Source organism: Microcoleus sp. AT9b-C3, from assembly GCF_036705485.1.
Taxonomy (GTDB): domain Bacteria; phylum Cyanobacteriota; class Cyanobacteriia; order Cyanobacteriales; family Microcoleaceae; genus Microcoleus.
On sequence record NZ_JAUBUR010000037.1, the window covers coordinates 31,003 to 56,117 of the forward strand.

Genomic DNA, 25,115 nt, shown 5'->3' on the forward strand with positions numbered 1-25,115 from the left:
ACCTCAAGGATTTCAGGTTCATCGCACAGCAAGAAGGTTAGTTTTCCGCTCAACTTTCGCGCCCATGATTTTCTAATATCTCCAAAACGACTTCCATATCTGTCAAGTTGGCGCCGGACTTTTTCCCTCTGACTGTGAACTGGTTGAGTAAGTCGGCCGGGGGAGCATCTCATATTGGTAAAAACACTTCTTCTAGCTCCTTCCTTCTTCCTCTGTCCTCTTGGCTCCAGGCTCCAGTTTCTAGCTTGGCTGCTTTCATTGAGATGCTCCCGGCGGACACTTCTACAAACTCATCACAATATTGTCCCCATATCGAATTCCCGGACTTGTTCAAGAAATCGGGAATCTAATCATCCTCATCCAATCCCAGTGGGACGAAATATTGACTGTAAACCACACTATCCGGCTCCCAAAGAGGTCGCCAATAAACATTTTGCATCACCGCTTTTTCCCCATCACCCTCAGCAGGCCACTGAAAACTGACGATCGCAATATTGCTATATCCCACAATCTCATCACCCTCTTGCAGCCAGCGATTGCGCCACAACAGCGCTATAAAATTCCACAACCTACGCAGGAATGACAATTGTTTATTTTTATGAGATCTATCTGACGCAGTTCCCTTTTCTAGCAGCAAAAATACCCGAGCTCTTTGCCGTTTAATCCAGTCAATCCGATAGCCCCAGTCAGGCAGAGATTGTCTATTCCTAACAGCAGCCTCCAGAGCTTTCTTTCTGCTACTCCTGGGAATTTTCATTAATTCCAGCGGCTGATTCCATCCCAAACATTCATGCGAGCGCTCAGGAAACAGCGACTTAATCTTAGTATGAACTAAATGCGTTTTCCACTCCTCATTGATAAAAGCACTAGCAGTCAACTGCGCCAGCACAGAATATTGACAATTTGACCGATAATTCTCCTTCGTCAAAGGCTCAATATTCGGCCGAGAATCGCCAAAATGACAATCAGACCAATAACTCAGTCGCACAGCAGCAGCATAGTGAATATCCCCAGTCAACACAATCACCCGATCGCGCTGCTTAAAAAACTCCGACAACAGCTTTACAAAAGCCAACTCATGAAAATTCCAAGCATCCCCCGCATCACTATTAAAAACCTTCCCCTGTTCCACATCCCACTTTTGCACCGCATCAATAATCCACAGACCCACCAAATTTGTTGGTACAACTACCAGCGTCGCCTCAATCTCAAACTCCCCAGTTTTATTCAGCAAATCAGTCTCCTTAAAAGGTTTCTGAATTTGCTCCTCAAAACCTTTGTGAGTCAAAAGCATGGGCGGATCGATCGCGCTTTTCACCGGATACCCGCGCCAACTCCGCGTATCCAGCACAATCACCTCGTGCTTAAAACTTCTCACAGTAAAATGCCAATTCAAAACCTCATTGACACCCTCCTCATCTCGATCCAAAATAAAAACATCTTCATCTAATTTCAACTTAGGCAAATGAGTTTTCGGATCGAGTGCAGGAATTCCCAAATACGAAGCCGCCTCCTCCCAAGCAGAAACATCCGTACCAGCAGAAGCCGACCATTTTTCCGCAGTTGTTAATAATTTATCTCCGGGTTTTTCCCGATCGAACTGTGCAGGCGTATTGCCCCAAGCCTGAAACACAGCGTAAGCCAGCAAAGCATTCTGCACCACCCGTCGACCCAGCGGCTTTCCCAGCACCCGGTAACACCACTCTCGATTCAAATACAAATCGTCGCTAACATCATGGTCATCGCAAATCATATAACTAGGAATATTCGCTAGCGCCCTCCTCACCCTCCACAAATTGCGAGCAAAACCGTTAAGTTCAACAACTTCTCTATCCCAAACTTTTGCCTGCTTAGAATTTGGACAAATATCCTTACCCTTCGGAAAACTCGTGCACCAGAGTACCGGCGACCAAACTAACAAATACATCGCATAATATTCGCCCAAGCTAAATAAGTGACTTTTAGCATTGGCGGGTTTATTCACCAACATCGCCGTAAAGCCGCCAAAATCTCTGGCAATATCGCTGCGAGTCCCCGGCTGTAACTCAATTGGTTTTTTGGACTGATACTCAGCATCAGACGGTTTCTGAATTGGCGACTCTCTAAAAATTTCCCTCTCTTGGTCAACTGCATTTTCGTTTTCCGAATTTTTAGGTATACTGATACACAAATTATTTTTTATTTGGGCATCATCCATCAGGGGTAGACTTTCTTCCCAGCCCAACAGGGTATCGCCAGCATCAGTCAAAGCCCACAGCATCGCATCGGCAACGTCATCGCCGTAAATTTGGTCGCCCGTTAAAAACAGTTGGTGGGGCCTGCTATTTGCCGTTCCTGCAAACTGTTCGATCGAATTATCCAAGATTGGCAGCGCATCTCTGCCGTCTCCGTGGGGTTTGCGACAAGAACCGTGAACGATACGCAAATAGTTTAAATCTTGCGGCGGCAGGGCAAAAGTCGGCAACTGGTGAGCGAAATAACTAATCGTCTCCGGCCCTAAAGCCGATAAATCAGCGGCGGCAGGCCACAGGCAAGAAATGAGATTTTCTTTCTCATTTTCTGCGACTGCACCCCCGACGTTCGACTCGCTACTCGCAGCAAACTCGATGTCATAAGCATAAATCTGCCCCGATGTCAAGACATTGCTATTGATTGGTTTAGCAGTCACCGCGACCACGTGCAGGTATTTGCCGATCTGCACGGTAGAGTTCGCACCTTGCAGTAAGGGCTGACCGACAATTTCGCCGGTTCCGCCCTCTGTCGAATAAACCTTGAGTTCGACTTGGCGGGGTGCTTTCAGAGCCAGCCAAACTGTCACGGCCCGACTTTCAGTCCGGCGCAAAATCGGGCCCGCAAGGATCAGCGGCAAGTGATGAATTCGATGACTTAATGGTGTCCAGGACATAGGATTTAAAAAATAAAAATTAAATAAGAGTGTTCTAGCAATCAGATTTTAGGCGATCGAGCATCTGTCACCCGCTTAATTAATGCTAAGTCTGCCAACCCAAGTCTCCAAAATTGTAACAACTCATTAAGTAAAATTAATAATCATGCTACAAGAAGAAAAATTACAACATTTCCGAGATTCAGCCCCGCAGTTGCCCGTAATTAAATCATCAGAACCAGTCGCACGGCCTAACAGCCGGCCGCTCTACTCGTCACCTTTAGATCGGGCGATCGACCGCCACCCCCTCACCGTGCCTCCAGAAACCCCGATCGCCCAAGTGTTGGCTCTCATGAACCCCATGCGTGTCTCCTGTCAGCTTTGTGGCGAAAAACAAAACGCTGTTGCTAGCGCAGCCAAGCGCAGTTGCGTCTTAGTCGTCGAAGATAATCGACCGATCGGCATTTTTACAGAACGGGATATCGTCAAGCTAACTACCGTCGCAGCTTGTACAGTCGGACTGACAATTGCTGACGTAATGACTCGATCGCCCATTACCCTCAAACAATCCGAGTCTCAAGATATTTTCACAGCGATGTTCACGTTGCGCCAGCACTCCATCCGGCATTTGCCCGTAGTCGATGACGACTCGCAACTTCTCGGCATCATCACCCGCGAAGCCATTCACGAAGCCCTGCAACCGATTAACTTGCTAACCAATTTGCGCTGTGCAGCAGATGTCATGACCAAAGAAGTCATTTGGGCTTCAACAACTGCCTCAGCCCTCGATTTAGCCCAGCTAATGGTCAAGCATCGAGTTAGTTGCGTCGTCATTGTCAAAGAGCCAACTCAGCATCCCGATCGGGCGATCGCACCAACACAAAATTATCAAATTCCGATCGGCATTGTCACCGAGCGCGACATCGTGCAGTTTCACGCCCTCGAATTAAACCTCTCGGAAATCCCAGCAGCAAGGGCCATGAGTGCGCCTTTATTTTGCATATCTCCCGCCGATTCCCTCTGGAGTGCTCACCAGTCCATGCAGAGATACTGCGTCCGCCGTTTGGTCGTAGTTGGCAGCCAGGGAGAACTTTTGGGCGTTGTGTCTCAGACAAGTTTGCCACAAGTTTTTAACCAATCTGAAATGTACGGGACGATCGAGCTTTTGCAACAAGCAGTGGACGATCGAGCCACCCAATTGCAGAAAGCCAACGAACTTTTGCAGCAAGAAATTTTAGAGCGGCAGCGGGCCCAAGAAGCCCTGCGCCAAGCTCACGACGACTTAAAAAAACAAGTTGAAGAACGCACCGCTCAACTTTTAGAATCAAATGAATTGTTGAGACGCGATATTATCAAGCGCCAGCGAGTCGAAGAAGTGCTGCGCCGAAAGCAAACTTGCTTGAAAAATCAAGCGCAGCAATTAGAGCAAACTGTGCGAAAGTTGCAGCTAACTCAAACTCAATTAGTGCAAACCGAAAAAATGTCTTCTTTGGGACAAATGATTGCCGGTATCGCTCACGAAATTAACAATCCTGTTAATTTTATCTACGGCAACCTTTCCCACGCCAGCCACTACATCAAAGAATTGATCCAACTGCTGGAACTTTACCAGCAGCACTATCCCGAACCAGTCTCGGAAATTCGGGAAGCAGCAGCAGAGATGGAAGTCGATTTTTTGGTAGAAGACTTATCTAAGCTAGTGTCTTCTATGCAAGTGGGAACCGAGCGCATCCGCCAAATAGTTGTGTCGATGCGTAATTTTTCGCGTTCCGATCAATCTAACATCAAGCTCGTTGACATTCACGAGGGACTCGAAACCACTTTGTTGATTTTGCAGCACCGGCTCAAAGCTCACGGGGGACATCCACCTATTCATATTATTAAAGAATACGGGAATTTGCCCCAAATCGAGTGCTGTGCCGGTCAGATCAATCAGGTGTTCATGAATATTATCGGCAATGCTATTGATGCTTTGGATGAAGAAATCCAGCAAGGGGAATGGGCGACGAGAGATGGGCAAAATTCACCCCCGTCAAATCCTAGTTCTCCATTGACTGTTCCCACAATTACAATTCGCACAGAAGTTGTTGGTGGCGATTTTGTGGCGATCCGCATTTCCGACAACGGGCGGGGCATACCGGAGGAGATTCGCCGCCAATTATTTGACCCGTTTTTTACTACCAAGCCAGTTGGCAAGGGCACTGGGTTGGGACTGTCGATTTCTTACCATTTAATTGTCGAACAGCACGGGGGACGGCTCAACTGCGTTTCGGAACCGGGACGGGGCACTGAGTTTGCGATCGAGATTCCGATTGTCAGTTGTCATTAGTCAGCAGTCATACGATTTTAGATTTTCGATTTTAGATTTTCGATTGAAGAATTGAAGAATTGGAAATGACTGAGGAAGCTCGTGGTTGGGAACACGGGCCTACAGTTGGATTCTTTTTTTCAACTGCTATCAGTAGTCATGGGCAAGACATCATATTCTCCCACTCCCCCACTCTACCCATCCACTCTCCCTCTCCCCGACTCACTCCCCCACTCTCGAACTCCCCACCATTTCCTAAAAATTCACAATTTTTTACAAAACACCAGAAATCCAAGAAAAGTCAATCTTTCCCAATCTAAAATCTAAAATCTAAAATCTAAAATCCTATAACTTTGCCCTCGCCTGACCCAACCGATCCGAACTCACTTCGAGTTTGCCTCATCCACTAGCGCCTTGATGACCGTTTCAGTTACCCGCACAAGCCCTCAACTGCCTGCATCCTAGCCCCAAAGCCAAAAGCCCAGATTGTTTGAGAAGTTAATTTTTGTTTTATTTTTGTACCTCTTTATATTAAGAAAGTATTCTAAAATATATTTAAAAGCTAAAAAAAATATAAAAATAGATTTTTATATCAAAAAACCAGTTAAGATTTCCCAAGATGCAAAATAAACTAATTTACTAGCATTTTCATTTAGAGGCCCCCTTTCTTTTCATCGCAAGTTAGCTAATAATGCTTTCAACGAGGTGACTAAGGGCCGAGTCCAAAATTGGCCTAACCCAAAGACGGATACAAGCCCCAAACAAAAGTCGTCGAGATCGAAAATTTTAGTTAGAGAGAAGCCCCAGATTCATCTGTGGAGTCCATTATTTCATCTCAAATCTGAAATCTCAAATCGACTGAAAGTAAGGGAATTGCAATTGGGCTATTGCAATTGGGCTATTGGAGTTGGGCGATCGAAAAAAAGCATGAAACCCCAGCCCTCATCGTTTTGATAGAAACCTATAGGAGAACAAAGAGTGAAACTCGCAGTTTACGGAAAAGGTGGAATTGGCAAATCGACAACAAGCTGCAACATCTCCGTTGCCCTAGCCAAGCGCGGCAAGAAAGTTTTGCAAATCGGTTGCGATCCAAAGCACGACAGCACATTTACCCTCACTGGCTTCTTGATCCCCACAATTATTGACACCCTTCAGCAAAAGGACTATCACTACGAAGACGTTTGGCCCGAAGATGTCATATACAAAGGCTACGGCGGCGTTGACTGCGTAGAAGCAGGTGGCCCCCCCGCAGGAGCTGGTTGCGGCGGCTATGTAGTCGGTGAAACCGTCAAACTCCTCAAAGAACTCAATGCCTTCGACGAATACGACATCATCCTGTTCGACGTGCTCGGTGACGTAGTGTGCGGCGGTTTTGCAGCCCCCTTGAACTACGCCGATTACTGCATGATTGTTACCGACAACGGGTTCGACGCTTTATTTGCCGCCAACCGCATCGCCGCCTCAGTCCGCGAAAAAGCCCGCACTCACCCGTTGCGGCTCGCCGGTTTAATTGGCAACCGCACCTCAAAGCGCGACTTGATCGACAAGTACATAGACTCTGTACCGATGCCGGTGCTGGAAGTGCTGCCCCTGATTGAAGACATCCGCGTTTCTCGCGTCAAAGGCAAAACATTGTTTGAGATGGCCGAAAGCGATCCTTCCCTCAACTACGTCTGCGATTACTACCTCAACATCGCTGACCAGATTTTGGCAATGCCCGAAGGAGTAGTGCCCAACGACACGCCCGATCGCGATTTATTCGCCTTACTTTCAGATTTTTATCTAAATCCAGTGCAACCGGTGGTCAAGAAGGAGGAAGATGAGCTAGACCTGATGATGGTTTAATAGGTCTAGCGATCAGGATGAGGATAAAGAGGTTATGGCTTTTTTTGATACTTTTTCAGTTGCTCTCAAACAGAAGTGGTTGGACTACTACCAGGTAAATCGGGCTTGGCTGCTCCTGCACATGACGGCTGACAACACGGTCGCCACACCCGACGGCGGGAAAAGGCCTGTTTCTTACCTCATCCTGGGAATTGCGGCTGCCCTGGAGCCGGAACTCCAGCAATTAATGCTGCCCTTCTCAAAACTCAAGCCGGATGCAGACAGCCTGATCGAAGTGTTGGGGCTAAATTTTGACCCGGACATCGCGCTGGGTATGCCCTCAAATATCGCGCCGCAGACGGCCGGCACATCTCCAACACCCGCATCAGCTCAAACTGCAACTGCTGCACCCGCAGCGGCTCAAACTGCAACTGCTGCACCCGCAGCGGCTCAAACTGCAACTGCTGCACCCGCAGCAGCTCAAACTGCAACTGCTGCACCCGCAGCAGCTCAAACTGCAACTGCTGCACCCGCAGCAGCTCAAACTGCAACTGCTGCACCCGCAGATGCCAAATCTAATAAATTGGGCGGTGCGGCCTTAACAGCAGCCGGAGTAGCCGCCGGAGTCGCCGGAGCCGCCGGTCTGGCTGCTGCTGCGTCAGCACTCAACTCCGATGACGAATCCTTCGATGAGTTTGAGGAAGAAGCAGTCTCCGACTTCGACCTGGGCGATGACGAGGAAGAAGCAGTCTCCGACTTCGACATGGACGATGACGAGGAAGAAGCAGTCTCCGACTTCGACATGGACGATGACGAGGAAGAAGCGGTCTCCGACTTCGACATGGACGATGACGAGGAAGAAGCCTCGGCTTTGGACGGTCTCGGTCTCGAAGACGATGAGGAAGACGCCGTATCTGACTTTGATATGGGCGACGATGAGGAAGACGCCGTATCTGACTTTGATATGGGTGATGACGAGGAAGACGCCGTATCTGACTTTGATATGGGTGATGACGAGGAAGAAGAAGCCTTAGCTTTGGGCGGTCTCGACCTCGGCGATGATGACGAGGAAGAAGAAGCCTCGGCTTTGGGCGGTCTCGACCTCGGCGATGATGACGAAGAAGAAGCCTCGGCTTTGGACGGTCTCGACCTTGACGATGACGAAGAAGAAGCCTCACAATTTGGGACTTTGACCTCTGGGGATCTCGAATCGGGAATATCCGATCCGTTTGGGGAAGAAGATGCAGAGTTTGTCGCCGAAGAAATACCCGATCCTTTTGGGACAGCGACCTCAGATGACCTAGACATGGATCTGGGCGACTTGGACGATGACGGTATTGACGATTTCTCTGTATCTGATGATGATGACCTCGATGATCTCGGACTCGACGATCTGGGGGAAGCAACTACCGGAGATCCCGATGAAGATGATTTAGATGCTCTAGGTCTCGGTGATTTGGATTCCGACGATGAGGATGAAGAAATTTCCGGCTTTTTATCTGATTTTAAGTGAGGTTGTTGCGATCGCCCCAGTCTCTCCTATTCTTGAAGTTTCCCGCTCTATTTGTGAGTTGTGAGTTGTGAGTTGTTAATTTTTAATTAGCTCAAACTCACAACTGCCAAAAGGCTTTTTGCCGCGAGCGAGTTGAAGAAAACTAAATCCCTGCTGTGAGGGATTATAAGCCCTCGCGCAGAATTTTTTAGCTCAAATTTTGGATGCTGCGGCTGCGGAAATATTGAGTGGGTTGCATCTATTTTTCAGAGGAATTAGCCGAAAATCAGGTATTTCTATTTATTGTTCGCTGCGAAAGCGCGATCGCAAAAAACAGACAGATTTTTTTTCGCTCCTGTGCCTGTTGGCGTTCGAGAGGGAAAAAAACCTATTTCTATCGTCCGCGAGAGCAACGAGGCGATCGCAAAAAACAGGTATTTCCTCGCTTAGCGAGCCTGTCCTGTTTCAGACTAAAAACAATTTAAAGGGAGAAGATTTGAAATATGACTGCTATTACTACTAATGAACCGGAAGCTTTAAACTTTGAATGCGAAACAGGCAATTATCACACCTTTTGTCCAATTAGCTGCGTAGCTTGGCTTTATCAAAAAATTGAAGATAGCTTTTTCTTGGTAATCGGTACCAAGACTTGCGGCTATTTCTTGCAAAACGCAATGGGCGTGATGATTTTTGCTGAGCCTCGCTATGCGATGGCTGAGTTGGAAGAGGGCGATATTTCGGCTCAGTTAAACGATTATGATGAGTTGAAGCGGCTGTGCTTGCAAATTAAGCGCGATCGTAACCCCAGTGTAATTGTCTGGATCGGCACTTGCACCACCGAAATCATCAAAATGGACTTGGAAGGGTTAGCGCCGAAACTCGAAGCAGAAATTGGCATTCCCATCGTCACAGCGCGCGCTAACGGCTTGGATTACGCTTTTACTCAAGGGGAAGATACCGTTTTGGCAGCGATGGCTGCTAAATGCCCTGACAAAGCTCCTGTTGTAGAAGCTCAGAAACAAGAAAGAAATGCTATCTCTCAATTGCTGAATTTTGGCAAGAAAAAAGAGGAAGTTGCAGCAGATGAATCGGAATATGTCAAGCACACGCCGCTGGTACTTTTCGGTTCTTTGCCCGATCCGGTTGTTACTCAGCTAACTCTAGAATTGAAGAAGCAAGGAATCAAAGTTTCCGGTTGGCTTCCTTCCAAGCGCTACACTGAATTGCCAGTCTTGGAAGAAGGTTATTATGTATCGGGTATGAATCCGTTCTTGTCGCGCACAGCTTCTACGTTGATGCGCCGCCGCAAGTGTAAGCTAATTGGTGCGCCATTCCCGATCGGCCCTGACGGAACTCGCGCTTGGATTGAAAAGATTTGCTCAGTGTTGGGAATTGAACCAAAAGGTTTGGACGAACGGGAAGCGCAAATTTGGGCTGGTTTAGAAGATTACCTGCAAATAATTCGTGGCAAATCTGTCTTCTTTATGGGCGACAATTTGCTGGAGATTTCTTTAGCACGTTTCTTGATTCGCTGCGGCATGACTTGCCCGGAAATCGGCATTCCTTACATGGACAAGCGCTATCAAGCGGCCGAGTTGGCTTTGTTAGAAAAAACTTGTCACGAGATGGGAGTTCCTACTCCTCGGATTGTGGAGAAACCAGACAATTACAATCAGTTGCAGCGGATTTACGAGCAGAATATTGATTTGGTGATTACTGGTATGGCTCACGCTAATCCTTTGGAAGCGCGGGGAATTAATACTAAGTGGTCTGTTGAGTTTACTTTTGCTCAGATTCACGGCTTTGGTAATGCGCGGGATATTTTGGAGTTGGTGACTCGTCCGCTGCGCCGGAATAATTCCCTGAAGGATTTGGGTTGGGGTGATTTGGTGAAGAAAGAAGCGAAGGTTTAATCTCTAGCTCATCTACTTCCGGTTTTCACTGCTGTAAAAACCGCTATAATTATATAAGTGGGGTAGGTAATGCCTACCCTACTTTATAATTTCATCAATAAAAGGCTATCAAAATGACAGTTGAACAAGAAGAATTTGGTGAGATGGTTCACTCTATTAATGATAGGCTATCCGATGCTCAATACTATTTGTCGGTAGCTTATGATTTATTGTATGGTTTGGGTAGTACACCAGAAAAATACGCTAAAGCACGTCATTTCTGGACGATGACTGCCTTGGGATTTCGCGACCTGTGTGTATTATATTTGTGTCAAGTATATGACTCACATGATGATGCTGAAAGCGTTCCCAAAATTTTAAAAATTGTTGATAGTAATTATAAATCATGGAAAAAAACCTCCCAGGAAATAGGTGAGTTAGACATAAAACAATTACAGAAAGACAAAATTAAATTCAAAAATAAAAAAGCGGATGACAAAGATTACGCTCAGAATCTAGATGGATTGAAAAAAATACTTTTTAATCAGAGAGACAAAGCAATAGCTCACTATGACAAGGCAGAACTTTTTAAATATAAAAAAGCTTTAGGTGTTAGGGAAAAAAACAGGAATATATTAAAAAATGAGGAAGATGAAAACGCGCCCTTCTTGCCATTGCCTGAAGAGATGACTAGGCTTAAACAAGATGAGTTGCAAAAACTGATCGATGAGGCGAGAGCAATATGTCATCGTTATATGTCTCTTTTAAATATTGAAATTCCTTCCCTAGAGATTCAAGAGGATTACAATAACTTATTAGATATAAGTACAACCCCCTAATGAAACAGGACTTACGCATTGTAACGGTAGTATCAGACCTTGAGATTCTTTGCTATCGCTGAGAATGACAAAAAATCGTTATCACTGCGTAAGTCCTGGAAAGCTGTGATAGATAGTCGGAAAATTTGGTTAAGATGAGTAAGTTAGGAAAACTGATCGAACAATTTTTATCAAACCCGTCTGAAGTGCGGTTTGACGATGTGTGCTATATCCTAACTGCTTTTGGGTTTGAAGAAAAGCGATCGAAAGGAAGTCACCATTCTTTCCGAAATGCCGATGGATTAAAGATTACAGTCCCTAAAAAGGGCGGTCAGAAGGTAAAAGGAGTCTACGTCAGGCAAATTGTGGCATTATTGAAGTTAGAGGAATGGAGCGATGAATCAGAAGATGAAAGTCAAGCTTAAATCCCTAGATTATTACTTGAGCCTGAAATATCCTATCAATTTTTATCCCGAACCTGAAGGTTATACAGCTATAATAAAAGACCTTCCTGGCTGTATGTCTCAGGGTGAAACTTTGTCCGAAGCGATGGAGAATATTCAGGAAGCTAGGGAATTGTGGATAGAGACTGCTTATGAGTGCGGGGATGAGATTCCTTTACCTGCAACGGAGGTTGAGTATAGTGGAAGTCTATCTTTACAGATTCCTAAATCTCTACATTTGAGTTTAGCAGAAAAAGCAGAAAGGGAAGGAGTTAGTCTTGACCAGTACATTCTGCTTGTGTTAAGTAAAGCAGGCTAAAAGATAATCAGATAAGGATTATCAAGTTTGAGGCACGCTTCAAGGGCGATCGCTCTTTTGTTTTTTTAGGAACCGCTGATGCAGGCAGATTAACGCAGATTAACGCGGATGAAGAGTGCGATCGTACTTTTCAATCAATTTTCTTTGGGTAGCTTTCCTCACGTGCAATTTTTCCCAACTTTTCCAGAATTCCAGCCCAGACATCTGTAGCACGATCGCAGGTACGATCGCCTATAATCGAAACTAGCCCAACTCTCATCAGTTGAGAAACCGCCATGAGTCAAGACAAGGAAGAAACTAGCTATTCAGAGAAAACAGAACGTCTCAGAGTTATCGGTCAGTTTATCAAAACTGTCACACCGATGATTTGGACGATCGTAATTTTAGTAGTCATCATTCCCCTATTAGGTAACTTTCTAATTTCCCAGTCACTAACAAATACGGGAACCACAGCAGTTGTAGTCTCGCCGCCACACGATTTTAGCAAAGTCAACCAAGACATTAAAAACGCTATCCAACAATCCCATATAACAGCCGAAACTTTCGCCTCCAAAGAATTGGACAAATGGGAAGCCGAAGTAATCGCAAGAGTTGACAACAGTTTTCTCGATTGGTACTTTGATTACTTCAATCAAAAAAAGATGGAGTTTACCGTACCTTTTAATTTCGTGAAATCTGCCGTCCTCAACAGATTTGATATGACAGCAGCATCTCGTGCTGTTTCCGAAAAATTAACCGAAGACTTTCAAAGAGAATTTGCTAACCGCGTGCTGGTTCCCAAAAATGCTCAATTGCGATTTCAATTAATCACTCAAGATACTGCTAATTTGTACATATCAGAAGTTAGCAAGAATGTGAAAGTTGTTCAAAACAATTATAATATACCCCAAGTACAGTGGGACAAATATCTGAACGATATTGCTACCACAATTAGCGACAAAGGAAACGTCTCTAATTTATCGTTAAAAGTCTTAGTTGGCGGCAGCGGCTACTTAGTTGCTAAACCCTTAATTTTGGGAGTAGCAGCTAAAGTTGGCAGCAAAGTTACCGCAAAAGTTGCCAGCAAAGCCGCCGCTAAGGTAGCCACAAAAACAGGCGGTACAGTGGCTAGTCAATTGGGAGTAAGTTTAATCGACCCGATTGTCGGAATCGGGATTATCATCTGGGATTTGTGGGATTACAATCACACAGTCAAAGTAGAAAGACCGATTTTGCGGGCACACATTGTAGAATACTTGAAAGATGTCAAAAAGTCCCTGCTCACAAATCCTGAAAGCGGAATAATGGCAGCAATTTATCAGTTAGAAAGTGGTCTTCTCAAGTCACTTTAAATTTGGCGTTGCTTAATACAGGTATGAGTTGAAAAGAGCGGAATTGCCATAAGCCAAGTTTGGTGAGTTTGGTAACTTCCGAAAAAAGTTGGTTCATACCGTTAATCAGCAACGTAAAAAAAAGATAAGATAGAGGAACAACTAGAAGATTGGCAAGATTTAATCGCATATAAAAATATCATAAAACGGCCTAAAGCGCAAGCTATTTAACTCAGCTCACAATGATTAGGTTATCGATAAATATAAAAAGATGAGAAATTTCAACAAGTTTTATTGCCCAAACTCACAGAAAAGACTTAGCCGGTAATGTCGGAATTAAAGTTAAAATATCACGGCTAAACAGCTCTCCACAACCCCTCGACTTCCTATCTCAATCAGCAGCTTAAATATATCAGAACTAGAAAGAGATTTGAGGTAGAATTATGATGTAATATTTAAATCATAGTCAAGTTACTATCGAATATTGAAAGCTGTTAATTAACCGGGCATAAAGCCAAGGTATAAAAATCTAGAAAACAGTAATAAGTTATTCAGAAAAAACGCTGTTTTTGCCAAAAAGGATTATCAAAGCCGAAGCCAGAAATAGCAGTAGGATAACTGGTGCTTTATGGCTTAGATGATTGTCAGTCCGCCGCTCAAATACTCCAACGGAAATGATCGAGCAGGCAGTTGCGATCGCCCCCTGAGACTAAAATCAAGTAAAATTGCAAGTATTGGTCGATCGACCCCCGTTGCTAGACTATATTTGGATTCAAGGTTTGCTATACTCCAGAAATAGACACATATTAACCTTTGGAAAATCAATAGGCCGGAGCTATGACATCCTATGCAACCTCTACAGCAAGAGCCGAGATGAGTGAGATCCGGCGCTTGAAAAACATACTGCCCCCAGAACTCCAAAGTTGGGTAACAGTAGAAAAAACAATAGAAGTTAATCCTACTCTGATCCGCAGCGAAGAAATAGGCAAAGACCAGGTAGAAATCCAAATAGACCTGATCCGCTGGGAACAGCTAGCAATGGATCAGCGGAACCTCCTATTTTGGCACGAAGTCGCCAGAATCCAAAACGACACCATCCCCAGAGACGGTTGGGAAATGGCAGCCCTCGCCATTGGTTTAGGCGGCGCCGTCGGCGAACTTTGGGTGCAAGACGGCTTGCTGCTGTTACTGGCCCTATCCCTGTGCGGCGTCTCCGGCTGGAGACTTTACCAAAAAAACAACGGAGAGAAAAGTTTAAAAGAAGCAATAGACGCCGACGAAAAAGCCCTCGCCCTAGCCACCCGCTTCGGCTACACTCTCCCAAACGCCTACAAAAGTCTCGGCAGCGCCTTAAAAACCTTAATCGAGCAAACCTCGAAAAAACAGCAGCGGGCTAAATACGAAGCTCGTCTCCAGGCCCTCAAACGCAACGCAGCCAAAGCCAAAGCCAAAGTCAAACCCATCACCCGCGAAACATCCCAGTCAGAAAACGTCTACAATTCTTAACCTCATCCCCCGACGCTTGTTACGGGGGTTTTCCAGTTAACGGTTAACTGTAGACTTCTGTGTTAGCTGTTAACTGTTAACTGCGATGGCTATCTGGTGCAAGACAAGCACCAAAATGATTAACGACCAGATTAATCGGCCTGAATCCACAAAAATGTTGATTCCGATGTCCAAGTTTGGCAGCGACTGCGTTCAAAAATCTTTGGGCCAAAACTGGCACTGCTAGACTCAAGTCTATTTTTGCCTTTGATATCACTTTCGGCGGGGGAGTTTGCAGGCGTTTTTGTAAAGTTTGTATAAAGCTAGCCTTTTGTTAACCATAATATTTGGTAAAGGTGGAGCTGCTAGGACAGAATAGGCTAAAGACATAAGCTTGAAATTTGAAACCAGGACTTCATGGTCAGTCAAACCCCAGAGGCAGATTTTCGGGTAACGTACTCGGACGAGATTCCCTCAGTTCACATACCCGTGCGCTTGAGCGTACTTGAAGCCGTAAACTTCAAGACAACCTGCCAGCAACTTTTTTCGGGCAGCACCGTTCCCAGCAAGATTGTCCTAGACTTCAGTCAGACGACATTCATCGACAGTAGCGGGATAGGTGCTTTAGTCAGCAATCTGAAATTTGCCAAACAGCGTGGCAGCGACTTGGTGCTCCGAAGCCTCAAGCCGCAGGTGATGGCAGTATTTGCTCTCACCAGCCTAGATCAAGTGCTGACGATCGAGCAGCCCTCTGCAACCTCAACTCCCACAGAAACCAACCCCTCGGACAATCAGCTACCGATGACGCACCCCTCAGTGCAATCGTGGGTGAAGCGGATGATAGATATCGTTGGGGCAATCGTCGGTTTGATAATTACAGGAATTTTGCTCGTACCCATAGCCGCAGCCATCACTATCAACGATCCAGGCCCGATATTTTTCGGTCAAACCCGGTGTGGCTGGATGGGCAAAGAATTTCGGATTTGGAAATTTCGATCGATGTGTACTAACGCCGAAGCCATGAAAGCCCAAATCAAAAACCAGGCTTCTGGCGCATTTTTCAAAAATGACAACGACCCGCGGATTACCAAAGTCGGGCGCATCTTACGCAAAACCAGCCTCGACGAACTGCCGCAGTTTTGGAACGTGCTCAAAGGCGAAATGAGTCTAGTGGGCACTAGACCGCCTACCCCAGACGAAGTTGAGCGTTACGAAGTCCCTCAGTGGCAGCGTTTGGATGTCAAACCCGGGATGACAGGCGAATGGCAAGTCAACGGTCGCTCTCAAGTCCGCGATTTTGAAGATGTCATCCGTTTAGATTTAAAATACCAACAAAACTGGAGCCTGGTGTATGACCTCAAACTAATTGTCAAAACTGTAACAGTCCTGTTTAACAAAAATAGTGGCGCTGTGTAGGAACCCTCAACAACCCACCGCTGAACTTTGAGGTGCTGTTGCCGACGGGGGGCGGGAAGTCGAACTCGATACTTAGTCAAGCAGACGATCGCTAGCGATATCTACGCTAGCATTAAGTGTTAAAATTCACACGCCCAGAAAATGCACAGCTAGTTGCCAGCTCTGCAATCAGAGCATTAATAATTAGCAATTGGCGAGATCGAGGTCATACTCGAATGATCCCAGCATGATTTTTGAGGAGGAGAAGAACTCACCTGTGTTTAGAAAAGTAGCGACTGCTAACACGGTCGAAGCTTAAATCACTTCCTCGCAAGCTGACTCGGGAATTTTCCCTATTTAAACGCCCTACCGAGGCGGGTTACAGTATCGGAAGTCTCTCATTTGCTGTGCGAGTAAATGGTGCGAAAGGAATGCTCACCTTGAGGCAAAACGGGCTTCTTCAACTCAAGCTTGACTTAACTAATATGTTGCCAAGACCTTGCCCTCCTTTTTCTCTCCCTCCGGCGCTGAGTACAGCGGTGGTGGGGGCCGACCAGGGGGAAGAAAGATGAAAGACAAGCAACCAAAGGCCGAGTGGCACCTGCAGGTTGAAACAGACCTGAATGCTTTAACATCCATTTTGGAATGGTTGGAGAATATCGTTTTGCCCATGATACCAGCGGATTTCTGGTGGCAGTGCCGGCTGATAATCAACGAAGGCTTTACAAACGCTGTCCGCCACGCTCACCAGAACTTGCCCCCCACGACGCCCATAGACATTGAGGTAAAAGTGTTTGCCGATTACTTAGAAATTAGGATTTGGGACAGGGGTCAACCCTTCAACTTAGAAGCAAAGCTGCACTCGATCATGCAAGAGCAGCGCGATCCCTTGGACAGAGAAGGAGAAAGGGGACTGGTGTTCATGTACAAGCTTACAGACGATCTTCGCTATATCCGTACCGACGATCGCCGCAACTGCCTGGTAATGCGAAAAAACATTAGCTGAGGGGGCGATACCCGCCCGGTAAGGGCGGCTTCTTTCCCCAAGAGTGGAAGATCGCCTCGCCCCCTATTGTCCTACCCGGCACCCAACCACATCCTCTGCAATTCTGCGGGTGCAGGCTCGATGCACGCGGCTGCAGGACAATTTGCTTCAAAATAAATATTATGCGTATTCTAATTTATTCCTATAACTATTATCCAGAGCCGATCGGCATTGCCCCCCTGATGACAGAACTAGCGCAAGGCCTAGTCAAGCGCGGCCACCAAGTCCGAGTCGTCACAGGAATGCCCAACTATCCGCAGCGCCGGATTTATCCGCAATATGAGGGCAAATTGTACCTCACCGAAGAACACAACGGCGTCACAATTCAGCGCAGCTATCTGCGTGTCAACGGCCCCCACCCCAGCCTCCTAGACCGACTTGTGCTAGACGGCAGTTTTGTCGTCTCCAGCGCCGTCCAAGCCTTCAGAGGCTGGCGTCCCGACGTGATTTTCTCGACAATGCCCCCTTTACCGATTTGCGTCCCAGTCGCCTTTTACGGCTGGATGCGCGCTTGCCCGATCGTCCTCAACGTTCAGGATATCGTCTCAGAAGCAGCCGTGCGGGTCGGCTTGGTCAAAAAAAACGGACTGCTAGTTCGCATTGCTGACGCTTTAGAAAAATTGGCCTACTCCACAGCTAGCCAAGTCAGCGTCATCGACAGCGGTTTTATCAAAAAATTGCACTCTCAGGGAGTACCCCCGGAAAAAATAGTTTGCGTTCCCAATTGGGTTGATGTCAATTTTATTCGCCCCTTACCCAAGGAAAGTAACTCATTTCGAGAAACTCACAAACTCAAGGGAAAATTTGTCGTTCTCTATGCAGGCAATATTGCCCTCACTCAAGGATTGCAAACAGTTGTCCAAGCAGCGGCTCGTTTGAAACACCTAACCGAAATCGCTTTTGTAATTGTGGGGGAATCAACAGCACTCGCGCGCTTGCAACAAGATTGCGAAACTTACAAAGCTAATAATGTAATGTTGCTGCCATTTGAACCGCGAGAAAAATTACCCGAATTGTTAGCTGCTGCTGATGTTAGTTTAGTCGTACAAAAGCGCCGCGTTACTAACTTCAATATGCCTTCAAAAATTCAAGTAATTCTCGCCAGCGGTCGGGCAATTTTGGCTTCGGTTCCCGAAACTGGTACGGCCCAGAAAGCAGTGCAGCAAAGCGGCGGCGGGGTTGTGGTGGCGCCGGAAGATCCGCAAGCTTTGGCTGATGCTGTTGAGGATTTGTACTTGCACCCTGCTAAGGTGGATGCGTTGGGCGAGCAAGGCAGAAATTATGCTGTGGAGAATTACGGATTTGAGGAAGCTTTGAATCATTATGAAGCTTTATTTGCGGCGGTGGCAGCGAGTCATGCTGAGAAAATATTGGCACCGCTGCCAAAGTAATCAGATAATTAGGTTATTGAACACCCACAATTATCTGTTGCTTGGTCAGCCCTAGACGCACTCGGACTCCTAGGGGCAGTTTTATTCTCTCCCGCCTCGTATTTTAGCGAATCTACGGGCTGCAACCAAGTATTTTGGTAAAAAAAGCGGTTTCTGCCTACCCGTGCCTCCACGGCTGATTTAGCACAAAAAGAGGCATCGCACCCAACAAGAATTAGAGCAGTTGCGGACTCAATCGCGATCGGCTGGAATTGAACCGGAATTGTCGAAATCTTGACGGGGCGGTGACTGATGTCATGTCCATTTAAATCATGATCATTAAGTTTGTAGTAACGCAAGTCTTCAAATCCCGTCCATTGTCGATCGCCCATAATTTCATTGTGACTCAGTGCGGTTAGTAATAATAATGCCGGAGACGATCGCCAACGTACTAAAAATATGCACCAGCGAAATCGCTTCACCTAGAAACAGCCACGCAGAAATACCGCTAAAAACCGGAATCAGGTAATAAATTAAGCCGGTGCGGTTCGGGCCGATGAGGGCGATCGCCTGATTCCATGCTAGAAACGCCACCACCGACGAAAGAACCCCAACATAAAGCAACGCCAGGGCGATCGAAGGATTCAATACCACAGGATGATAAATCCAACATTCCAGCGCATAGAATGGCGATAAAAACAACAGCCCCAAGCTAAAAGTGCATAAAGTGAAAGTTGTCATCCGCAGCTTGGGCGGCTTGCGCTTTACCAGCATAGTATATGCAGCAAAGATTATAGATGCCAACAGCATATACAGATCGCCGATCGCAAACGAAATACTCAGCAGCTTTTCTAACGACCCTCCCGCGATTAACAATACAACACCGCTGACTGCGATCGCCATGCCTGTGGCGCGCGTTAACGAGATAAGTTCGCCGTAAAAAAGACGAGACATAAGTACAATAAAAACCGGAGAAGAAGCGGCAATTAACGCCATATTCACCGCCAGAGTTGTGTGACCTGCAACGTAAATCAAAGTGTTAAAAGCAGTCACGCCTAACAGCGCGGATACAGTCAAGTAAGGGAGATATTTCTTAATCAATTTCCAGTCATAAACTGCCGCCCGCACGGTGAATGGAGCCAAAGTCGCCACAGCAATCGCCCATCGCCAGAAAGCTAGACCTATCGGCAAAATATCCTGATTCAAAGCTCTAGCAACGATGAAGTTACCCGCCCAAATAATAGTCGCAACTACTGCAAAAAAATAACCGATTGACCTTCTATTATTCATTTAGTAGGGTTGATTTTTATGAGATGGTTTAGCCAACTTCATTTCAATCAAGTTAAAGAACGGAATGAGATACAAATAAAAGGCATAAGGGATAAAATCTGAATTCACGCTCAAGACAGTTGCAGGCACTAATCCGGCAATATTCCAAGGAATTAACGGAGAAATCACAACAGCGGTATTTTCCAAATCTACGGCAAGTTGATAATCATCTAATCCCTCTTTTCGGTATTTCTCTTCAACTAGCTGATGAGTCAGGAGGATGGCGATTGTTTGGGTGCAGCCAAATGCTGCTGATAAAATGCTGATGACTGTCGTTCCCAAAAATAAATCGCCTCTCGATCGAGCTTTGTTTAGATACACTTCAATAAATTCTAGCGTTCTCGTTCCCGCAAAAAGGCCGGCAAATGCTGTCGATACAATCACAACTGTTGAAACTTTGACCATCGACAAAATGCCTCCTCCCGCCACAATATCTTTTAAACTAGAAGTTGATTCTAACTTAAATCCGGTGAGCGCGAATTGAAGAATGTCGATCGGCGAATAACCTTGGACGAAGATGGCGATCGCACTTCCGGCAATTACACTGGTGGCCATTGCTATTTTGACTTCAACACGCAATACACAAAGGATTAAAATTGTCAAGGCTGGCAGCAAAGTTATCGAGTTAAGATTGAAGGCTGTGCCTAGTTCCAAAGCCAAATTGTTGCCCGAAAGTTCTACGGGATTTAAAAAAGATAAAATTAAATACAACAGGCTGGAAACTATCAGCGGTAATAAGCCTGTCACGGTCATGTTTTTGAGATTAGTATAAATTTCGGTTTTGGTAATGGCGGCAATCAAATTAGCGCTAGAAGACATCGGAGAACACCGATCGCCAAAATAAGCTCCAGCCACAATTGCCCCCGCAATCATATTGGGATTGACACCGCTGCCGCGTGCCGCGATCGTTAATGCGACGCCGATCGTGCTCGCAGTGCCAAAGGAAGTTCCCAGCAGCACAGAAACAATGCTAGTTAAGATAAACGCCGAAAAGATAAAATACTGAGGGCTAATCAATTTAATTCCCCAATATACGAGAACCGGAACCGTCCCTGCAGCCATCCAGACAGCCATCACGGCCCCGATTAAAAGTAAAATACCGATTACTGAAAAAGACTTTTTACTTCCAGCAACAGCCATTTTGATTAAGCTTTTTAGTTGAAATCCCCTTTTTAACAAAATGGCAATCAAAATTACCATCGAAGCCAGAAGTGGAGCAACTATAAAATAACCTTTGATGGCACTGACTAAAAGTAAAATAAATGAGATAATTACAAAAAATAGCAAATCCATTATTGATGGGCTTTCATGTATTCTCTCAGTAAGGTGTTTATCTGGGTTTGATAACCACGACCTTGAGATTTAAACCACTCCAAAACATCACTGTCAATGCGTAAGGTCACTTGAGCTTTAGTCTTAGGGTTGGGCAAGCCTCGCCGAACTACGGCTTTAGCAAACATTTCAGGCGTAATTTCAGGGCAATCGGATAAGTCAATATCTTCATCAGTCATGGCATCTAGGCGTTGCCAGTCAGTTTGAGATTTGCTCGAAGTAGATTCGTTGTTCATATTTAGTTGCTTTCCTAGCAGAAATAATACGGGTACATTCCTCTCGTTCTGTATAAACAATAGCGACTACTCGCCCTTGCAACAAACCAAAAGTCACAAACCTTTGCTCCCCATAACTGAATCGTTCGTCCTCAACTGTTACGATTTCTCCATCAAAAACTAATGGAACGTCGATAAAGTCAATTCCATGTTTGCTAAGGTTGGTAAGACGTTTAGTCTCATCCCACTCAAATTCCATAGCTTGATTGTCACTAGATATTGTAACTACAATTTGTCGTTACAGCCACTTACTTTAACACATCTTTGGATTGTTCAGGTAAAGCCGATCGCCCCCTTCGCCCCCTTCACCCCTCCCCATCTCAGATATCACCACACCCCTGCGTGCCCGACACAGCAGCCGATCGAAACAAAACGCTAAAATAGTAGCTCATACAATTTTGGAGTTAATATTTGACACTTGCACCCGCGCGCGAAAACGTTCTAGCTTGGCTGTCAGACAGAGTTCCTGCTGCCCGCATCAAACACATCCTCGGAGTCGAACAGACAGCAGGTGACTTGGCACGCCATTACGGCCTCGACGAAGCAAAAGCCCGATCGGCCGGTTTGTTGCACGATTTGGCAAAATACTTCAAACCTCACCTGCTGCTGCAAATGGCCCAGAAGGAAGGTTTAGAGTTAGACTCAGTGTTGGAAGCACACCCGCATTTGCTGCACGCAGACGCGAGCGCGATCGTCGCCAGAGACGAATTCGGGGTAGTCGATCGAGAAATTTTGGAAGCAATCGCCAATCACACCCTCGGCAGACCAAACATGAGTCAGCTCAGTTGTACCGTATTTGTAGCAGATACCATAGAGCCGAGCCGCGGCAACACAGCCGAACTAAAAGCACTGCGCGAGACAAGCTTGCAAAATCTTTATGCAGCCGTGTGGCAAACTAGCGATTATTCTCTTAAATATTTGCTAGAAACTCGCTGCTACATCCACCCCCGCACCGTACTTACGCGGAATTGGGCGCTGCAAATGGCCCGCGAATCGCCGGAAACAGGAAATTCGACAGAAAAGTCGATCGAACAAATCACAAGTTAAAAGTAAAATTTATCAGAAATCCTGTCCTTACTTTTAGCTTCAACTTAACTCCTATTTCCCGTCTCAAACTGCCAACAACCGAAAGCGAATAGCGCACCCATTTCCCCTTACCCTATCACTTAGGAAATTAAACACTTAATGTCAGATCTAACTCAACTCGAATACTCCAGGGCCCAGTCTACAGCAACCGACGGCACATCCTCAGACGAAGCCCGTGGCCTGATCGTGACCGTTGCCCAAGCAGCCGAGGATCGCAAAGCAGTAGATATTGTATTGCTCCGAGTGGCAGAAGTATGCTATTTGGCAGACTACTTTGCGATCATCACCGGATTTTCCAACGTGCAGGTACGAGCCATCTCCCAAGCAATAGCAGACCAAGTGGAAGAAGAGTGGCAACGCTTGCCACTGCGTACACAAGGCCTATCAGACGCTAGTTGGGTAGTCATGGACTACGGCGACGCAATCATTCACATCTTGAAGCCTCAAGAGCGGGAGTTCTACAATTTAGAAGCGTTCTGGGGACACGCTGAACGCATTGACTTTTCCCCCGCGCCGTGAGGATGGCTAATGTGAAAAACGTTTCTGCTTCTATTTGTCCCGTTCCGCAAGAACAGCGACCGATCAATGAATACCAAGAACTTAAAGAATCCTGGTTTTTTAGCTGGGTAACACTCAATTGGCCCGGATACCTGGCAAAACTAGCTTGGGTGTGGGCTTGGAGTTGCTTGGTATCGGGGCCGATAGCTGCTTCTAGCTTTGCTCCTGTCAAGTATCCAGCTCAGTTTGTCCTCAGCAGTGCCGCAGGTGCCGGTTTTATTCTAGGATTAGCTTTGCTGCGGCTCTACTTGGGTTGGTTCTACGTGCGATCGCGCCTTTCAAATCCCACGGTCGTCTACGAAGAGTCTGGTTGGTACGATTGTCAATCTTGGCCTAAAACTCCAGAAGTTTTGCTTCAAGATCAGTTGATTGTCAACTACCAACTAGAACCAATTCTCAGGCGTCTGCGGCAGACATTTTATGGTTTGACAGTATTGCTGGTTGCCGGGGGACTAACTTGGAGTTGTTTGTAATCGTCAATGGAAGGGAGTTTTGAGTTTTGAGATTGCCGCGCACAGCCAACAACACGCACGGAGTGCATGAGTGAGAAACGATCGCAGAAAGATTAACTTTATAACTCTTAACTGGCAGCTCGCAACTCCTAACTTCCTGAACCCCAATCTAAAATCTAAAATCTAAAATCTAAAATTGATATGACAAGGGGAAAACGAACCCAAGCTCCCGAACTGGAAGTCACATTGCTGCGCGAAGGTATTGTGGAATCGAGGCACCGCGCCCAGGCCGCTGTCTGCGACAACCGTGGCCGCGTTTTGTCCGTTGCTGGTAACTCGGAAACGGCCTCATTTGTCCGTTCTTCACTCAAGCCTTTTCAAGCTTTGGCGGTGACGGCGACTGGCACTTTAGAACGCTACGAATTGACCGATCGAGATTTAGCGATTATTTGCAGTTCCCATCAAGGTACGATCGAGCAATCGCGCCAGGTATTTAACGTCCTGTGGCGCTGCGACATTGACCCCTCTAAACTTCAATGCCCCATTCCCGAAGGCAAAAAGAGCGCCCTGCAATACAACTGTTCCGGCAAACACGCCGGTATGCTGGCTGTCTGTCAGCAACTGCACTGGCCTCTGGACACTTATTTGCGCCGCAAACATCCTGTCCAGCAGCTTATTTTGGGCAAAGTGGCTGACTTGCTGGCAATGCCTGCCGAAGAGTTTATCAGCGCTCGCGACGACTGCGGCGCTCCTACCTATCTGTTGCAGTTGGGGCAAATGGCGTCTTTGTACGCTAAGTTAGCCTCCGGCGACAATGTGGAGATGGAACGGATTGTCCGCGCTATGACTCATCACCCGATGATGGTTGCTGGTGAGGGCAAATTTGATACGGAACTGATGCGCTTGACTCAAGGGGAATTGGTGAGCAAGTCCGGCGCCGAAGGGGTGCAGTGCATTGGCCGCGTTGGCGAAGGCATGGGCTTGGCAATTAAGGTGACGGATGGGGGAAAGCGGGCTCAATTTGCTGTGGCGATTCACTTGCTCAAGCAGTTGGGGTGGATTACTCCGACCATCGCCGAAACTCTTTCGGAAACTTACCTTACTCTCAGCGAGTTCAAGCGCTTGGAGGTAATCGGGGAAGTTTCGATGCTTTAGGGCGATCGAGACTCTGAGGCGATTTCAGCAACCCCTCCCACAATCTAAAAAGTTTTTTTGATTGAGGGGTTGCAATTTTCAGAAAGATATGTTTATATTAGAGAGAGACAAAGCAACGCGGGATAGAGCAGCCTGGTAGCTCGTCGGGCTCATAACCCGAAGGTCAGTGGTTCAAATCCACTTCCCGCCACCAAATTCAAGCGAACCCTGTAATCGTTAAGGTTTCAGGGTTTTGTTTTTGGAAACCACTAGAAAGAGACAAAGCGACGCGGGATAGAGCAGCCTGGTAGCTCGTCGGGCTCATAACCCGAAGGTCAGTGGTTCAAATCCACTTCCCGCCACC

At 46.4% G+C, this 25,115-nt stretch carries 23 protein-coding genes and 2 tRNA genes; 18 read left to right on the forward strand and 7 right to left on the reverse strand.

Features of this window, described 5'->3' with window-relative positions:
• Positions 1-346: 346 nt before the first annotated feature.
• Positions 347-2,905, reverse strand: a complete 2,559-nt coding sequence (locus tag QUB77_RS25755) for a PhoD-like phosphatase (RefSeq protein ID WP_333178664.1) — start codon at positions 2,903-2,905, stop codon at positions 347-349.
• Positions 2,906-3,050: 145 nt separating this feature from the next.
• Between QUB77_RS25755 and QUB77_RS25760 the strand changes: the two genes are divergently transcribed.
• The 7 genes from QUB77_RS25760 to QUB77_RS25790 all read left to right on the forward strand — a co-directional run bounded on the left by QUB77_RS25760 (position 3,051) and on the right by QUB77_RS25790 (position 11,980).
• Positions 3,051-5,213, forward strand: a complete 2,163-nt coding sequence (locus QUB77_RS25760) for a CBS domain-containing protein (protein WP_333178661.1) — start codon at positions 3,051-3,053, stop codon at positions 5,211-5,213.
• Between the two features lie 957 nt (positions 5,214-6,170).
• Positions 6,171-7,037, forward strand: coding sequence for a ferredoxin:protochlorophyllide reductase (ATP-dependent) iron-sulfur ATP-binding protein (bchL, locus tag QUB77_RS25765; RefSeq protein ID WP_333178657.1), 867 nt, complete (start codon positions 6,171-6,173; stop codon positions 7,035-7,037).
• Positions 7,038-7,071: 34 nt separating this feature from the next.
• Positions 7,072-8,529, forward strand: coding sequence for a DUF5331 domain-containing protein (locus tag QUB77_RS25770; RefSeq protein WP_333178655.1), 1,458 nt, complete (start codon positions 7,072-7,074; stop codon positions 8,527-8,529).
• A gap of 482 nt (positions 8,530-9,011) precedes the next feature.
• Positions 9,012-10,421, forward strand: coding sequence for a ferredoxin:protochlorophyllide reductase (ATP-dependent) subunit N (locus tag QUB77_RS25775; protein WP_333065577.1), 1,410 nt, complete (start codon positions 9,012-9,014; stop codon positions 10,419-10,421).
• Positions 10,422-10,534: 113 nt separating this feature from the next.
• The gene (locus QUB77_RS25780) at positions 10,535-11,239 is read left to right on the forward strand and encodes an AbiU2 domain-containing protein (RefSeq protein ID WP_333178652.1); all 705 of its coding nucleotides are present in this window, start codon (positions 10,535-10,537) and stop codon (positions 11,237-11,239) included.
• 134 nt (positions 11,240-11,373) lie between these two features.
• Complete coding sequence (locus tag QUB77_RS25785; RefSeq protein ID WP_332955243.1) at positions 11,374-11,643, forward strand: type II toxin-antitoxin system HicA family toxin; 270 nt, start codon at positions 11,374-11,376, stop codon at positions 11,641-11,643.
• Positions 11,627-11,980, forward strand: coding sequence for a type II toxin-antitoxin system HicB family antitoxin (locus tag QUB77_RS25790; RefSeq protein WP_332955242.1), 354 nt, complete (start codon positions 11,627-11,629; stop codon positions 11,978-11,980). Before QUB77_RS25785 ends, QUB77_RS25790 begins: the two co-directional genes overlap by 17 nt.
• Positions 11,981-12,110: 130 nt before the next feature.
• On the opposite strand, the gene QUB77_RS25795 is transcribed toward QUB77_RS25790, so the two are convergent.
• Positions 12,111-12,239, reverse strand: coding sequence for a hypothetical protein (locus tag QUB77_RS25795; RefSeq protein ID WP_333323586.1), 129 nt, complete (start codon positions 12,237-12,239; stop codon positions 12,111-12,113).
• 16 nt (positions 12,240-12,255) lie between these two features.
• Between QUB77_RS25795 and QUB77_RS25800 the strand changes: the two genes are divergently transcribed.
• From QUB77_RS25800 to QUB77_RS25820, 5 genes are all read left to right on the forward strand, one after another.
• Positions 12,256-13,311 (forward strand): hypothetical protein, encoded by a 1,056-nt coding sequence (locus tag QUB77_RS25800; RefSeq protein WP_333178650.1) that lies wholly within the window; start codon positions 12,256-12,258, stop codon positions 13,309-13,311.
• A gap of 816 nt (positions 13,312-14,127) precedes the next feature.
• Positions 14,128-14,796, forward strand: a complete 669-nt coding sequence (locus QUB77_RS25805) for a DUF3318 domain-containing protein (RefSeq protein ID WP_333056576.1) — start codon at positions 14,128-14,130, stop codon at positions 14,794-14,796.
• 396 nt (positions 14,797-15,192) lie between these two features.
• Complete coding sequence (locus QUB77_RS25810; RefSeq protein WP_333178648.1) at positions 15,193-16,191, forward strand: sugar transferase; 999 nt, start codon at positions 15,193-15,195, stop codon at positions 16,189-16,191.
• A 547-nt stretch (positions 16,192-16,738) separates the two neighbouring features.
• The gene (locus tag QUB77_RS25815) at positions 16,739-17,176 is read left to right on the forward strand and encodes an ATP-binding protein (RefSeq protein ID WP_333178646.1); all 438 of its coding nucleotides are present in this window, start codon (positions 16,739-16,741) and stop codon (positions 17,174-17,176) included.
• 161 nt (positions 17,177-17,337) lie between these two features.
• Entirely contained in the window at positions 17,338-18,606 is a 1,269-nt protein-coding gene (locus tag QUB77_RS25820) for a WcaI family glycosyltransferase (RefSeq protein ID WP_333178643.1), read from the forward strand.
• 8 nt (positions 18,607-18,614) lie between these two features.
• Here QUB77_RS25820 and QUB77_RS25825 read toward each other — a convergent pair whose 3' ends face one another.
• From QUB77_RS25825 to QUB77_RS25845, 5 genes are read right to left on the reverse strand one after another with little or no spacing between them, the layout of a single operon-like run.
• Positions 18,615-18,977: a hypothetical protein gene (locus QUB77_RS25825; RefSeq protein WP_333178641.1), complete on the reverse strand. Its 363-nt coding sequence runs from the start codon at positions 18,975-18,977 to the stop codon at positions 18,615-18,617.
• Between the two features lie 4 nt (positions 18,978-18,981).
• Positions 18,982-19,875 carry a DMT family transporter gene (locus tag QUB77_RS25830; protein ID WP_333178638.1) on the reverse strand — a complete coding sequence of 298 codons (894 nt, stop codon included), beginning with the start codon at positions 19,873-19,875 and terminating at the stop codon, positions 18,982-18,984.
• On the reverse strand, positions 19,876-21,207 hold the full coding sequence (locus QUB77_RS25835; protein WP_333178635.1) for a Na+/H+ antiporter NhaC family protein: 1,332 nt from the start codon (positions 21,205-21,207) through the stop codon (positions 19,876-19,878).
• On the reverse strand, positions 21,207-21,482 hold the full coding sequence (locus QUB77_RS25840; RefSeq protein WP_333178632.1) for a BrnA antitoxin family protein: 276 nt from the start codon (positions 21,480-21,482) through the stop codon (positions 21,207-21,209). Before QUB77_RS25840 ends, QUB77_RS25835 begins: the two co-directional genes overlap by 1 nt.
• The gene (locus QUB77_RS25845; protein ID WP_333178629.1) at positions 21,445-21,720 is read right to left on the reverse strand and encodes a BrnT family toxin; all 276 of its coding nucleotides are present in this window, start codon (positions 21,718-21,720) and stop codon (positions 21,445-21,447) included. Before QUB77_RS25845 ends, QUB77_RS25840 begins: the two co-directional genes overlap by 38 nt.
• Before the next feature lie 212 nt (positions 21,721-21,932).
• On the opposite strand from QUB77_RS25845, the gene yqeK reads away from it, so the two are divergent.
• The 6 genes from yqeK to QUB77_RS25875 all read left to right on the forward strand — a co-directional run bounded on the left by yqeK (position 21,933) and on the right by QUB77_RS25875 (position 25,113).
• Positions 21,933-22,568, forward strand: a complete 636-nt coding sequence (yqeK, locus tag QUB77_RS25850; RefSeq protein ID WP_333178628.1) for a bis(5'-nucleosyl)-tetraphosphatase (symmetrical) YqeK — start codon at positions 21,933-21,935, stop codon at positions 22,566-22,568.
• 138 nt (positions 22,569-22,706) lie between these two features.
• Positions 22,707-23,126 (forward strand): ribosome silencing factor, encoded by a 420-nt coding sequence (gene rsfS, locus QUB77_RS25855; RefSeq protein WP_333178626.1) that lies wholly within the window; start codon positions 22,707-22,709, stop codon positions 23,124-23,126.
• 2 nt (positions 23,127-23,128) lie between these two features.
• Positions 23,129-23,638 carry a CGLD27 family protein gene (locus tag QUB77_RS25860; RefSeq protein WP_333065555.1) on the forward strand — a complete coding sequence of 170 codons (510 nt, stop codon included), beginning with the start codon at positions 23,129-23,131 and terminating at the stop codon, positions 23,636-23,638.
• Positions 23,639-23,818: 180 nt separating this feature from the next.
• Positions 23,819-24,772 carry an asparaginase gene (locus QUB77_RS25865; protein WP_333178623.1) on the forward strand — a complete coding sequence of 318 codons (954 nt, stop codon included), beginning with the start codon at positions 23,819-23,821 and terminating at the stop codon, positions 24,770-24,772.
• 116 nt (positions 24,773-24,888) lie between these two features.
• Positions 24,889-24,965, forward strand: a tRNA-Met gene (locus tag QUB77_RS25870).
• A 74-nt stretch (positions 24,966-25,039) separates the two neighbouring features.
• Positions 25,040-25,113: transfer RNA gene (locus QUB77_RS25875), tRNA-Met, on the forward strand.
• Positions 25,114-25,115 lie beyond the last annotated feature (2 nt).

What these genes read in the sequence shown, in the direction of transcription:
- QUB77_RS25760 (WP_333178661.1), top strand. Translation starts at nt 3,051, where the DNA reads ATGCTACAAGAAGAAAAATTACAACATTTCCGAGATTCAGCCCCGCAG.
- QUB77_RS25860 (WP_333065555.1), top strand. Translation starts at nt 23,129, where the DNA reads ATGGCTAATGTGAAAAACGTTTCTGCTTCTATTTGTCCCGTTCCGCAA.
- QUB77_RS25785 (WP_332955243.1), top strand. Translation starts at nt 11,374, where the DNA reads ATGAGTAAGTTAGGAAAACTGATCGAACAATTTTTATCAAACCCGTCT.
- QUB77_RS25755 (WP_333178664.1), bottom strand. Translation starts at nt 2,905, where the DNA reads ATGTCCTGGACACCATTAAGTCATCGAATTCATCACTTGCCGCTGATC.
- QUB77_RS25810 (WP_333178648.1), top strand. Translation starts at nt 15,193, where the DNA reads ATGGTCAGTCAAACCCCAGAGGCAGATTTTCGGGTAACGTACTCGGAC.
- QUB77_RS25770 (WP_333178655.1), top strand. Translation starts at nt 7,072, where the DNA reads ATGGCTTTTTTTGATACTTTTTCAGTTGCTCTCAAACAGAAGTGGTTG.
- QUB77_RS25845 (WP_333178629.1), bottom strand. Translation starts at nt 21,720, where the DNA reads ATGGAATTTGAGTGGGATGAGACTAAACGTCTTACCAACCTTAGCAAA.
- QUB77_RS25840 (WP_333178632.1), bottom strand. Translation starts at nt 21,482, where the DNA reads ATGAACAACGAATCTACTTCGAGCAAATCTCAAACTGACTGGCAACGC.
- QUB77_RS25805 (WP_333056576.1), top strand. Translation starts at nt 14,128, where the DNA reads ATGACATCCTATGCAACCTCTACAGCAAGAGCCGAGATGAGTGAGATC.
- QUB77_RS25815 (WP_333178646.1), top strand. Translation starts at nt 16,739, where the DNA reads ATGAAAGACAAGCAACCAAAGGCCGAGTGGCACCTGCAGGTTGAAACA.
- QUB77_RS25835 (WP_333178635.1), bottom strand. Translation starts at nt 21,207, where the DNA reads ATGGATTTGCTATTTTTTGTAATTATCTCATTTATTTTACTTTTAGTC.
- QUB77_RS25865 (WP_333178623.1), top strand. Translation starts at nt 23,819, where the DNA reads ATGACAAGGGGAAAACGAACCCAAGCTCCCGAACTGGAAGTCACATTG.
- QUB77_RS25800 (WP_333178650.1), top strand. Translation starts at nt 12,256, where the DNA reads ATGAGTCAAGACAAGGAAGAAACTAGCTATTCAGAGAAAACAGAACGT.
- QUB77_RS25780 (WP_333178652.1), top strand. Translation starts at nt 10,535, where the DNA reads ATGACAGTTGAACAAGAAGAATTTGGTGAGATGGTTCACTCTATTAAT.
- QUB77_RS25795 (WP_333323586.1), bottom strand. Translation starts at nt 12,239, where the DNA reads ATGAGAGTTGGGCTAGTTTCGATTATAGGCGATCGTACCTGCGATCGT.
- QUB77_RS25830 (WP_333178638.1), bottom strand. Translation starts at nt 19,875, where the DNA reads ATGAATAATAGAAGGTCAATCGGTTATTTTTTTGCAGTAGTTGCGACT.
- QUB77_RS25820 (WP_333178643.1), top strand. Translation starts at nt 17,338, where the DNA reads ATGCGTATTCTAATTTATTCCTATAACTATTATCCAGAGCCGATCGGC.
- rsfS (WP_333178626.1), top strand. Translation starts at nt 22,707, where the DNA reads ATGTCAGATCTAACTCAACTCGAATACTCCAGGGCCCAGTCTACAGCA.
- QUB77_RS25825 (WP_333178641.1), bottom strand. Translation starts at nt 18,977, where the DNA reads ATGGGCGATCGACAATGGACGGGATTTGAAGACTTGCGTTACTACAAA.
- QUB77_RS25775 (WP_333065577.1), top strand. Translation starts at nt 9,012, where the DNA reads ATGACTGCTATTACTACTAATGAACCGGAAGCTTTAAACTTTGAATGC.
- QUB77_RS25790 (WP_332955242.1), top strand. Translation starts at nt 11,627, where the DNA reads ATGAAAGTCAAGCTTAAATCCCTAGATTATTACTTGAGCCTGAAATAT.